Source organism: uncultured Clostridium sp. (genome assembly GCF_934754915.1).
Lineage (GTDB): Bacteria > Bacillota > Clostridia > Clostridiales > Clostridiaceae > Clostridium.
The window spans coordinates 40,963-52,705 of the sequence record NZ_CAKVKB010000011.1 but is presented as its reverse complement, the minus strand read 5'-3'; the positions used below and the strand labels follow the sequence as shown (position 1 = coordinate 52,705).

Here is an 11,743-nt window from a genome sequence, read left to right as displayed (position 1 = left end):
ATATAAATAATCTCTTTGCCAATAAATATGGCAAGGAGATTATTTAATATAGAAAATTATATGAGATTGATTCTATAAAGCGTTTTTGGGATTTTAATTATTTTAAAATAATATAATTTATAAAATAGAAAACAATTAAATATAAGTTCGAAGTGATAATATGTAAATTAAAATAAATGAAGAAATCTTTATAATACTTTTCTTAAACATAAAATATATCTAGAAAATAAAAAGAAATTCAATACAAAATATATTAAATGAAAATATTATTGCTAAATTATTATATAAATTATAAAAAATCTTGACATAATGAATATGGAATTGGTATCATATTTTTGTGAAAACGATTTTTAAAAGAAAGAGATAAAACAGATTAATATTGAAATATCTATAATACATATTTTAAAGCGAAAAGTTATCTGATACATGTAAAAATATTAAAGAAATTTTGCAAAGATTTCATTTATTATAAATTAATTGTACATTGTTAATTGCAATATATAATCTACAATTAATTATCTAATCAGATAGGATTGTACATTGTTAAGTGTTTCCGTAAAACTATATAATATAGTAAAGTAGATAATTAAAGATTGTTTGGAGGTAAAAATGAAACAAAAAGTTACAATTCAAGATATTGCGAATATGGTTAATGTATCAAAAAGTAGTGTTTCTAGATATTTAAATAATGGATATGTAAGTGAAGAAAATGCAAAAAAAATAAAAGAGGCAATTGAAAAGACAGGATTTGAAACTAATTTTTTTGCAAAAAGACTTAAGACAAAGAGAAGCAGATTGATTGGAATTGTTATTCCTAGAATTAATTCTGTAACTGTAGGGGAACTTCTTACAGGGATTAATAGAAGATTGGAGCAGAACAATTATCAAGGGATTATTTTAATAAGTGATTTAAGTGTCGAAAAGGAATTGGCTAACATAAAAAGTTTATCTCAACAAGGGGTTGATGGAATAATAGTTAATTCCATTGCAATTACAAAAGAACATATAAAATTGGTCAGTAGATTGTCAATTCCAGTGATTTTTACAGGACAGGAAAATGAATTTATAAATTCAATAAAAATTGATGATTATAAAGCTGGAAAAGTATTGGGAGAATATTTTAAAGACAAGGGACATAAAAGAGTTGTATTTGCTGGTGTTACAGAAGATGATAAGGCAGTTGGAATTGAAAGAAAAAATGGATTTATTGATGCATTTAAAGAAAATAATGAAAAAGCTGATGTGCACTTTATTGAAACAGGATTTTCATTTAAAAAGTCTTATGAAATGGGAGCTGAAATTTTGAAATATCACCCTACTGCAGTAGCATGTGCAACTGATAATATATGTTTAGGAGTATTAAGATATCTGCATGAAAATAATATAAAAGTACCAGAAGAAGTTTCAGTAGCTGGATTTGGAGGATATGAAATAAGCAGTGTAACATATCCTGCATTAACGACAGTTGAATTTGATTATGAACTTACTGGTGAGAAAACAGCAGAAGGAATCTTGCAATTAATTGATGGAAAAGAAATAGACAGAGATAGCAAAATACCACTTAGATTAATAGAAAGAGAAAGTGTTGGCAACTTAATAATTAATTAATGAATTAGAAGAGAGGTAACCATGGCTGAAGTATATGAAAAAATCAAACAAAAATTAGATGAATTTTATAAAGCAGATGATAAAAATATATGGAGAAACAAAAATCATATTGAGATGCCGTTTGGATTAGTTAATGACCCTAATGGCTTAAGTTATTTTAATGGTCAATATCATATATTTTATCAATGGAATCCTTTTGGATGTGAGCATAAAACTAAGCACTGGGGATTAGTAAAGACATCAGATTTTGTGAATTTTACAAAACCAGAGATAATTTTAAAACCTGAAGATTGGTTTGATAAAGATGGATGCTATTCAGGAGGAGCATATATAAAAGATGAAACATTAAAATTATTTTATACAGGAAATGTGAAAAACGAAAAAAATGAAAGAGAATCTTATCAATGTATAGCAGACTATAATAAAGACGGTTCATTTGAAAAAAAGGGTCCTATAATATTTAAACAGCCAGAAGGATATACTGCTCACTTTAGAGATCCTATGATATTTACTCATGAAGGTATTTATTATATGGTTCTTGGAATTCAAAGAGAAAATATGACAGGAACATCATTAATATATAAATCTGATGACATTGAAAAATGGAGTCTTGCAGGTGAGTTAAAAACTGACTTAAAGGAATTCGGATACATGTGGGAATGTCCTAATATGATTAAGGTTTCAGATGATAAATATGCATTCCTATTTTCTCCACAAGGTTTAAAGGAAGAAGAATTTAAATATCAGAATATATATCAGTCAGGATATTTAATAGGTGATTTAGATTTTGAAACTATAGAGTTAAAAAATCATACACAATTTAAAGAGATTGATATGGGATTCGATTTTTATGCACCTCAAGTATTTACCCATAATGGACAGAATATAATGATTGGATGGGTAGGTATGCCTGATAAGGATTCAGAATATCCAAGTTCAGATAATGGTGGATGGATGTTTACATTAACTATGCCAAGAATTATTGAATATAGAAATAATGTTTTATATCAAAAACCTTTAAAGGAATTAGAGAATTTAAGAGAAAAACAAATTATATTGATGGATAATTTTGTTGATGATAAATATATACTTAATTTACCTTCAAGAAATTTAGAAATAGATTTAGATTTGTCTTTGGAAGAAACTGAAGAGGTTAATTTAAAATTTGTATTTAATGAGGAATATATAAGTTTAAATTATAATAAAGAAAGTGAAGTTTGTACTATAGATAGAAACAATATGAAACTTGGCGGAAAAGGAATAAGAAAATTCAAACTTAAAAGTGATAAGTCATTGAAATTACATGCATTTATTGATAATTCTGTTATGGAAATATATTATCAGGATGGTTTAGAGACAACTACATTTATGTATTTTCCTAAATATGATGATTTCAGCATTGAATTGGAAAATGATAAAAAGGTAAAAATAAATGAATTAAAAGTATGGAGTATGAGGGGGATTAAATATGAATAAAAATGTATTTTGTATAGGTGAATTATTAATTGACATGGTGTGCGTTGATAATAAAGGGTTAATGTATGGAGAAAAATTTGAAAAAAAAGCAGGAGGAGCACCAGCTAATGTTGCAGCTGCAATAACTAAACTTGAAGGAAATGCTGCTTTTTTAGGACAGGTTGGAGATGATTTCTTTGGCAAATTTTTAGTTCAGATATTAAAAGATTTAAATATAAATACAGAAATGACAGTTGAAAAAGGAAGCACTACAATTGCATTAGTAGGAATTGATGCTAATGGAGAACGTAATTTTGATTTTTTAAGAGGAAGTGATGGAGAATATTCTTTTAATAATATTGATACATCAAAAATAACATCAACAGATATAATTCATTTTGGATCAGCTACTGGATTTTTAGATGGAGAATTAAAAAATACTTATTTTAAATTATTAGATTATGCAAAAAAGAATAATATATATGTATCATTTGATCCTAACTATAGAGATGCATTAATAAAGGATGATATGCTAGCTCAATTTGTTGAAGATAGTAAAGCATTTTTAAGAAATAGTGATTTCACTAAATTAAGTGATGAAGAATTAACATTAATTACTGGTCAAAAAGATTTAGACGCAGGAGTTAAAGTTCTACATGAATTAGGAGTTAAAGTTGTAACTGTAACCTTAGGTTCTAAGGGAACTTATTTAAGTGTTTCTGGTGAAAATGTAATAATACCATCAATAAAAATTAAACAGGTTGATTCGACTGGAGCTGGGGATTCATTTGTCGGCGCAGTATTAAAACAAGTTTCGGATATTGAAGATAAGAAGAATATAAGTATGGACAAATGGAAAGAAATAATAGCGTTTGCTAATAAAGTTGGAGCAATAACTTGTACTAATTATGGTGCAATAGCTTCAATGCCAACATTAGCAGAAGTCAATGCAATTAAATAGAAATAAAATCTACCTATTGGGATTCTCTAAATGGGTAGATTTTTTAATTTTTATGTAATCGTTTGAAAAATATGTTATAATTATATTGTAAATAATATTTATAATTGGGGATTGGAGGAATGTTATATGGCACGTTTTACTTTACCAAGAGATATATATCATGGAGAAGGCTCTTTGGAAGTATTAAAAACATTAAAAGGTAAAAAAGCTTTTGTAGTAGTTGGTGGAGGTTCTATGAAGAGATTTGGATTTCTTCAAAAAGTTGAAGACTACTTAAAAGAAGCAGGAATGGAAGTAGAATTATTTGAAGGAGTAGAACCTGATCCATCTGTTGAAACAGTTATGAAAGGCGCAGAAGCTATGAGAAAGTTTGAACCAGACTGGATAGTGGCTATGGGAGGAGGATCTCCTATAGATGCTGCAAAGGCTATGTGGATATTTTATGAATATCCAGATTTTACTTTTGAACAGGCTGTTGTTCCGTTTGGGTTACCGGAACTTAGACAGAAAGCTAAATTTGTAGCTATTCCATCAACTAGTGGTACTGCTACAGAAGTTACTGCATTTTCAGTAATAACAAATTATACAGAGAAAATTAAATATCCTTTGGCAGATTTTAATATAACACCAGATATAGCAATAGTAGATCCGGAATTAGCTCAGACTATGCCGCCTAAACTAGTAGCCCATACTGGAATGGACGCATTAACTCATGCGATTGAAGCATATACTGCAACTTTAAAATCTAATTTTACTGATCCGTTAGCAATGAAAGCTATAGAAATGGTTAATAAATATTTAGTGAAATCATTTAATGGTGATAAGGAAGCAAGAAATTTAATGCATGAAGCACAATGTTTGGCTGGTATGGCATTTTCAAACGCTTTACTTGGAATAGTTCATTCTATGGCTCATAAAGTTGGAGCAGTATTTCATATTCCTCATGGATGTGCAAATGCTATTTTCTTACCATATGTAATAAACTACAATAGAAAAGTATGTGAGGATAGATATGCTGATATAGCAAGAATGCTAAAATTAGAAGGAAATACTGATGCAGAATTAACAGATTCATTGGTTAAATTGATAAATGATTTTAATGATAAGTTGAACATTCCTCATACAATGAAAGATTATGGAGTTGAGGAAACTGATTTTAAAGCTAATTTAAAATTTATAGCACACAATGCAATTTTAGATGCGTGTACAGGATCTAATCCAAGAAAAATAGATGATGCTACAATGGAAAAATTATTTGAATGCACATATTATGGAAATAAGGTTGATTTTTAAAATTAGCATAATAGAGAGTTTTTCTAAATGAAATTACAATAATATAAAAAGCAGTCAAGATTATATCTGACTGCTTTTTATTTGAAATGTTTGATAAAAAAATAACAAATATAATCAAAAAGGAATAAAAGTAAAAATAAGGATGGATAAAAAATAACAAAGTTAAACAAAAATAATTAAAAATAAATTTTTGCTCAATTTAGAATAAACAGCTAAAAGACTGAATTTTAAAGGGGCAAATGAAAAAAATAAGAAAAAATCGGCAAAAATTAATTAAATTAGACTAAAAAATATTAAAAAAAGTTTGACAAAAAATAAACAATATACTACAATGAATTTGTAAGATGTGTTAAAAAAATAACAAACATCAAAAGTATATTAAAAAATAAAACAAACAATTATAGTAAAGATGAAATTAATCCAATTAATATAAATGGATCTGGAGGAATTAATTATGAAGGTTACAAACGCTCAAGAATTAACACAAAGAATTGCGGAGCTTAGAAAAGCCCAAAAGCAATTTGCAGAATTTACTCAAGAACAAGTAGATAAGATATTTAGAGCAGCAGCTTTAGCAGCTAATCACAACAGAATAAGATTAGCTAAATTAGCTGTAGAAGAAACAGGAATGGGAATAGTTGAAGATAAAGTTATAAAGAACCATTTTGCTGCTGAATATATATATAATAAATATAAGGATATGAAAACTTGTGGTGTTTTAGAAGAAGATAACACTTATGGAATTACAAAAGTAGCTGAACCGATTGGAGTTATTGCTGCTATTGTTCCAACTACAAATCCAACATCAACAGCAATATTTAAAACATTAATAGCTTTAAAGACTAGAAATGCAATAATCATTTCTCCACATCCAAGAGCTAAAAATGCTACAATTGAAGCTGCTAAAGTTGTATTAGAAGCTGCAGTTAAAGCTGGTGCTCCAGAAGGAATAATCGGATGGATAGATCAACCATCAGTTGAATTATCACAAAATGTTATGGCTGAATCAGATATAATATTAGCTACAGGTGGTCCAGCAATGGTTAAGGCTGCTTACTCATCTGGAAGACCAGCTTTAGGAGTTGGCGCAGGAAACACTCCAGCAATTATTGATGAAACAGCTGATATAAAAATGGCTGTAAACTCAATACTTTTATCTAAAACATTCGATAATGGGGTTATCTGTGCATCAGAACAATCAATTCTTGTAGTAGAAGAAAAATATGAAGAAGTTAAAAAAGAATTAGCAATAAGAGGAGCATATATTCTTAAAGGGGAAGAAATAGATAAAGTAAGAAAAATAATCTTAAATGAAAAAGGCGGATTAAATGCTGACATGGTTGGTCAATCTGCTTATAAGATAGCTAAAATGGCAGGAGTTACTGTTCCTGAAAGTGCTAAAGTTTTAGTTGGAGAAGTTACTTCAGTAGAATTAGAAGAACCATTCTCACACGAAAAGTTATCTCCAGTATTAGCTATGTATAAAGTTAAGAATTTTGAAGAAGGTTTAGAAAAAGCAGACAGATTAATAGAGTTAGGTGGATTAGGCCACACATCAATTCTTTATACTGATGAAATAAAATGTAAAGACAGAATAATGGCATTTGGACATACAATGAAAACTGCTAGAACATTAATAAACATGCCAGCATCTCAAGGTGCTATAGGTGATTTATTCAACTTCAAATTAGCACCATCATTAACTCTTGGTTGTGGATCATGGGGAGGAAACTCAGTTTCTGAAAATGTTGGTCCTAAACATTTAATAAATGTTAAGTCTATTGCTAAAAGGAGAGAAAATATGCTTTGGTTCAGAGTTCCAGAAAAAACTTACTTTAAATATGGTTGTTTACCAATAGCTTTAGAAGAATTAGCTGAAATGGGTAAAAAGAAAGCATTTATCGTAACAGACAAAGTATTATTTGACTTAGGATATACTAATAAAATTACAGATGTATTATCAGCACATGGAATTCAATACAAGATATTCTGCGATGTTGAGCCAGATCCAACTTTAAGATGTGCAAGAGCTGGAGCTAAAGAAATGTTAAGCTTTAATCCAGATGTTGTAATTTCACTTGGTGGTGGATCAGCAATGGATGCTGCTAAAATTATGTGGGTTATGTATGAACATCCAGAAGTATCATTTGAAGATTTAGCAATGACATTCATGGACATCAGAAAGAGAATATACAAATTCCCAACTATGGGTCAAAAAGCTATGATGGTAGCTATAGCAACTTCAGCTGGTACAGGTTCAGAAGTTACTCCATTTGCAGTTATAACTGATGAAGAAGCAGGAGTAAAATATCCATTAGCTGACTATGAATTAACTCCAGACATGGCTATAGTAGATCCAGAATTAATGATGACTTCACCAAAAGGATTAACTGCTTGTGCTGGTATTGACGTATTAGTTCATGCTATGGAAGCTTATGTTTCGATAATGGCAACTGAATTCACAAATGGAATGGCTTTAGAAGCAATCAAATTAGTATTTGATTATTTACCATTAGCATATAATGAAGGAACAACTAATGTTGAGGCTAGAGAAAAAATGGCTAATGCATCATGTATAGCTGGTATGGCATTCTCAAATGCATTCTTAGGAATTTGTCACTCAATGGCTCATAAATTAGGTTCATTCCACCACTTACCACATGGTATGGCTAATTCATTATTATTAAAAGAAGTAATCAGATTTAATGCTACTGAAGCACCAACTAAGCAAGGAGCATTTGCACAATACAAATATCCAGAAGCTGTAGCTAGATATGCTAGAATAGCTGATCACTTAGGATTGGGTGGAAAGACTGAAGCTGAAAAGGTAGAACTATTAATCAAAGCTGTAGAAGAATTACAAAGAAAAGTTGGAATGCCAATGACTATAAAAGAAGCTGGTGTTGATGAAGATAAATTCAGAGCAGAATTAGATGAAATGGTTGAACAGGCATTTGATGATCAATGTACAGGAGCTAACCCAAGATATCCATTAATGAGAGAATTAAAGGAAATGTACTTAAATGCATATGGGGTTAAGTCTGCTGACAGCAAAGAAAAGAAAGACAATAAAAAGAAGTAGTAATAAAAATTATTCCTAATTACAATATATAAATAAGAAGGACTGTCACATAAAGATTAAGCTATAAGTAATACTGATGCTATGGTTATAATCTAATGAGACAGTCCTTTTTATTTAAAAATGTGAAATTTAAATTAGTATGTAGAAGATAAATTAAATTTTATGATACTAATCATGAAAAATTATCCTAATCTAACTTGATTTTTAATTTGAAATTTGTAATCATCTGAACACAAATAGATAATACCTTCAATAAAAGCTATAAATGATGGAATACATGTCCAACATAGAACCAAATAAACTATTCCAAGTCCTATTTTACCTAAATAGAATTTATGGATTCCTAAACCTCCTACAAATATAGCAAGAAGAGCTGCTACTATCTTATTTTTTACTGGCCAAGATGGATTTATTCCATTATTTAATAGTTGATTTTCCATAATCTAATCCCCCTAAATTTATTATAAATTTGAAAATTCTTTAACATAATTCTACTATTATTATGGGTTCATATCCACAAAATGGGATAAAATGCATGTTTTTGGGATAAAAATATTAGATACTATAAAAATCAAAATATATTGCAAAATTAAAATTTATATTAAGATATATGGAATATAAAGTTTTAAATGTAAAAAGATAATAGAGAAAATTTATATGATATTAAAATTTGAATGTTATAAAATGAATAGATTTATATTACTTTTAAACATATTATGGTATAATTTAAATTAATACTTAAATTTATCGAGGAGAGTGATTATTTTTGGACCCTAGTTATATATGGCAGATAATTGTGTTAATTATATTAATTGCATTATCAAGCTTTTTTTCAATGTCAGAAACAGCGTTGATGTCACTAAGTAAAATCAGATTGAGACATATGGTTGAAGAAGGCGTGCCAAAAGCAAAGCGTGTTGAAAAACTTATTGAAGATCCTAATAAACTTTTAGGGGCAATATTAATAGGAAATAATGTTGTTAACATTGGAGCATCATCTATTGCTACAATATTAGCTACAAATATTTTTGGAAGCAGTGGAGCTGGTATCGCAACTGGCGTTATGACAATATTAATACTTATTTTTGGAGAAATAACACCAAAGTCAATAGCAAAGCAGAAAGCTGAATCAGTTTCAATGAAAGTATCAAAGTTCATAGAATTTGTGGTAATTATTTTTAAGCCATTTATATATATTTTTACAATGATATCATCTTTTTTTATACGTCTTGTTGGATGTAATCCTAATGAAGATGAATCATTTATAACAGAAGAAGAATTAAAGACTATGGTTGGCGTAAGTGAAGAAGAAGGAGTTTTAGAAAATGTTGAAAAAGAAATGATTTTTAATGTTTTTGATTTTGCTGACCAACAAGTTAAAGACGTTATGGTTCAGAGAGTTGATATTGTTTCAATTGATCAGGAAGCAACTTATGATGAAGTGATGAATGTAATTAAAAGTGAACAATTTTCAAGAATACCTGTTTATAATGAAACTATTGATAATATCATTGGCTTTTTGAATGTTAAGGATTTGGCTATGGTTGAAAACTTACGTGAAGATTTTAATGTTAAAAAATATATGAGAGAGCCATTTTATACATTTGAATTTAAAAAGATAGTAGAACTATTTAAAGAAATGAAAAAAAGCAGAAATCATATTGCAGTAGTTTTGGATGAATATGGTGGAACTGTAGGTATAATAACAATTGAAGATTTGGTAGAAGAAATAGTTGGAGACATTGAAGATGAGTATGATGATTATAACAAATCAGTTGAGATTGTAAAAGATGGTGAATATGTATTTGATGGAAGTGTGCGACTTCATGATATAAGTGATTTAATTGGAATGAATATTGATTCAGAAGAATTTGATTCAATTGGTGGATTAATGATTGGAGAACTTGGAAGAATGCCTGAAAAAAATGAAGAAGTATTGTTCCGTAATCTAAGACTTGTTGCAGAAGAAGTAGAAAAGAACAGAGTAAAAAAAGTAAGGATGTTTATTGATAAAGTTGAAGATTCTGAAAAAGAAGAACTAGATAATTAATTTTGAAACTGCTGAATTTATCAGCAGTTTTTTTAGAATTTATCTTGATGAATTAAAGGGAGATGAGAATGAATGGATTTTATTGATGAAGCAAAAATTGAAGCACTTAAAGCATATAATGAAGGAGAAATTCCTGTTGGAGCAGTGATTGTAAAGGATGGTGTGATAATAGGTAGGGGACATAATTTAAAAGAAGTTTTAAATGATGTAACTGCTCATGCTGAAATATTAGCAATAAAAGAAGCAGCAAAAAATATAGGAGATTGGAGACTGGATGGAGCAGAAATGTATGTAACACTTGAACCATGTCCAATGTGTGCAAGTGCAATAGTCCAGAGCAGAATTTCAAAAGTATATATAGGAACATTTAATAAGGATATGGGAGCTTGCGGTTCAGTAATAAGTCTTTTGGATAGCAGAAGATTAAATTCATTTGTTGAAGTTAAATGGTTGTATGATGAAGAGTGTTCTAAGCTTCTTGTGAGATTTTTTGAGGAAAGCAGAAAAAATAAAACAAATAGAGTGTTTATTTGAAATGATAGATAAGTGTTTTATTTAATAAGTTTGTAAGATATATATATCGATAAAATAGTATAATTGATAGGAATTTAAAGTTTTTATATAAAAACAAATGATAAAGAATTAGAATCGGGGGAACAAAAAAATTATGAACATTATAACTGCTATAGATAATAGCATACTTAATATTGTTGAAAATAGTATACAATGTGATTTTTTAGACAAGATAATGCCAGTAATAAGTCATTTGGGAGGAGTTATAATATGGCTTATTATAGCAGCTGTATTTATAAGCATTAAAAAATATAGAAAGTATGGAATAGTATTATTAATTTCATTAGGAGTATGTATAGTATTAGCAAGTCTGTGTATAAAACCTATAGTTAAGAGATTGAGGCCTTGTGATGTTTATCAAACTTTAAATTTAATAATAGCAAAACCATCTGGATATTCTTTTCCGTCAGGGCATTCAATTCGTAGTTTTGGAGCTGCAACTATTTTATTTAAAGTAAATAAAAAAATTGGGATTCCAGCTTTTATACTTGCTTTTTTAACAGCATTTTCAAGAGTATATTTATATGCTCACTATTTTACAGATGTTTTTGTAGGTGCTGTATTAGGAATAATATGTTCTATTTTTTTATATAATTTATTGATTAAAAATGAAAAAGTAAATGAATTTTTATCACATAAATATCCTTCATTATGGAGTTAGATGTTATTATTGAGATAAAATAGCATCTATGATAAAATGATTAAGAATTAAAATTGAAAC

General features: G+C 28.6%; 9 protein-coding genes. 8 read left to right on the top strand and 1 reads right to left on the bottom strand.

Annotation, left to right across the window (positions count from 1 at the left end):
• Positions 1 to 609: 609 nt before the first annotated feature.
• From Q0F58_RS03700 to adhE, 5 genes are all read left to right on the top strand, one after another.
• Positions 610 to 1,608: a LacI family DNA-binding transcriptional regulator gene (locus Q0F58_RS03700; RefSeq protein WP_294372743.1), complete on the top strand. Its 999-nt coding sequence runs from the start codon at positions 610 to 612 to the stop codon at positions 1,606 to 1,608.
• Between the two features lie 21 nt (positions 1,609 to 1,629).
• Entirely contained in the window at positions 1,630 to 3,084 is a 1,455-nt protein-coding gene (locus tag Q0F58_RS03695; RefSeq protein WP_294372740.1) for a sucrose-6-phosphate hydrolase, read from the top strand.
• Entirely contained in the window at positions 3,077 to 4,024 is a 948-nt protein-coding gene (locus Q0F58_RS03690; RefSeq protein ID WP_294372738.1) for a carbohydrate kinase, read from the top strand. The genes Q0F58_RS03695 and Q0F58_RS03690 overlap by 8 nt, the downstream gene beginning before the upstream one ends.
• Before the next feature lie 126 nt (positions 4,025 to 4,150).
• Complete coding sequence (locus Q0F58_RS03685; RefSeq protein WP_294372736.1) at positions 4,151 to 5,317, top strand: iron-containing alcohol dehydrogenase; 1,167 nt, start codon at positions 4,151 to 4,153, stop codon at positions 5,315 to 5,317.
• Between the two features lie 454 nt (positions 5,318 to 5,771).
• Positions 5,772 to 8,399 (top strand): bifunctional acetaldehyde-CoA/alcohol dehydrogenase, encoded by a 2,628-nt coding sequence (gene adhE / locus Q0F58_RS03680; RefSeq protein WP_294372733.1) that lies wholly within the window; start codon positions 5,772 to 5,774, stop codon positions 8,397 to 8,399.
• Positions 8,400 to 8,581: 182 nt separating this feature from the next.
• On the opposite strand, the gene Q0F58_RS03675 is transcribed toward adhE, so the two are convergent.
• Complete coding sequence (locus Q0F58_RS03675; RefSeq protein ID WP_367118149.1) at positions 8,582 to 8,839, bottom strand: TM2 domain-containing protein; 258 nt, start codon at positions 8,837 to 8,839, stop codon at positions 8,582 to 8,584.
• Positions 8,840 to 9,165: 326 nt separating this feature from the next.
• Between Q0F58_RS03675 and Q0F58_RS03670 the strand changes: the two genes are divergently transcribed.
• From Q0F58_RS03670 to Q0F58_RS03660, 3 genes are all read left to right on the top strand, one after another.
• Complete coding sequence (locus tag Q0F58_RS03670) at positions 9,166 to 10,449, top strand: HlyC/CorC family transporter (protein ID WP_294372728.1); 1,284 nt, start codon at positions 9,166 to 9,168, stop codon at positions 10,447 to 10,449.
• Positions 10,450 to 10,521: 72 nt separating this feature from the next.
• A complete protein-coding gene (locus tag Q0F58_RS03665; protein ID WP_294372726.1) occupies positions 10,522 to 10,983 on the top strand; it encodes a nucleoside deaminase in 462 nt (153 codons plus the stop codon).
• 133 nt (positions 10,984 to 11,116) lie between these two features.
• Positions 11,117 to 11,683, top strand: a complete 567-nt coding sequence (locus Q0F58_RS03660; RefSeq protein ID WP_294372722.1) for a phosphatase PAP2 family protein — start codon at positions 11,117 to 11,119, stop codon at positions 11,681 to 11,683.
• Positions 11,684 to 11,743 lie beyond the last annotated feature (60 nt).

Excerpts from the sequence above, each read along its gene's own strand:
- Q0F58_RS03700 (WP_294372743.1), top strand. The coding sequence starts at position 610 with ATGAAACAAAAAGTTACAATTCAAGATATTGCGAATATGGTTAATGTA.
- Q0F58_RS03695 (WP_294372740.1), top strand. The coding sequence starts at position 1,630 with ATGGCTGAAGTATATGAAAAAATCAAACAAAAATTAGATGAATTTTAT.
- Q0F58_RS03690 (WP_294372738.1), top strand. The coding sequence starts at position 3,077 with ATGAATAAAAATGTATTTTGTATAGGTGAATTATTAATTGACATGGTG.
- Q0F58_RS03685 (WP_294372736.1), top strand. The coding sequence starts at position 4,151 with ATGGCACGTTTTACTTTACCAAGAGATATATATCATGGAGAAGGCTCT.
- adhE (WP_294372733.1), top strand. The coding sequence starts at position 5,772 with ATGAAGGTTACAAACGCTCAAGAATTAACACAAAGAATTGCGGAGCTT.
- Q0F58_RS03675 (WP_367118149.1), bottom strand. The coding sequence starts at position 8,839 with ATGGAAAATCAACTATTAAATAATGGAATAAATCCATCTTGGCCAGTA.
- Q0F58_RS03665 (WP_294372726.1), top strand. The coding sequence starts at position 10,522 with ATGGATTTTATTGATGAAGCAAAAATTGAAGCACTTAAAGCATATAAT.
- Q0F58_RS03660 (WP_294372722.1), top strand. The coding sequence starts at position 11,117 with ATGAACATTATAACTGCTATAGATAATAGCATACTTAATATTGTTGAA.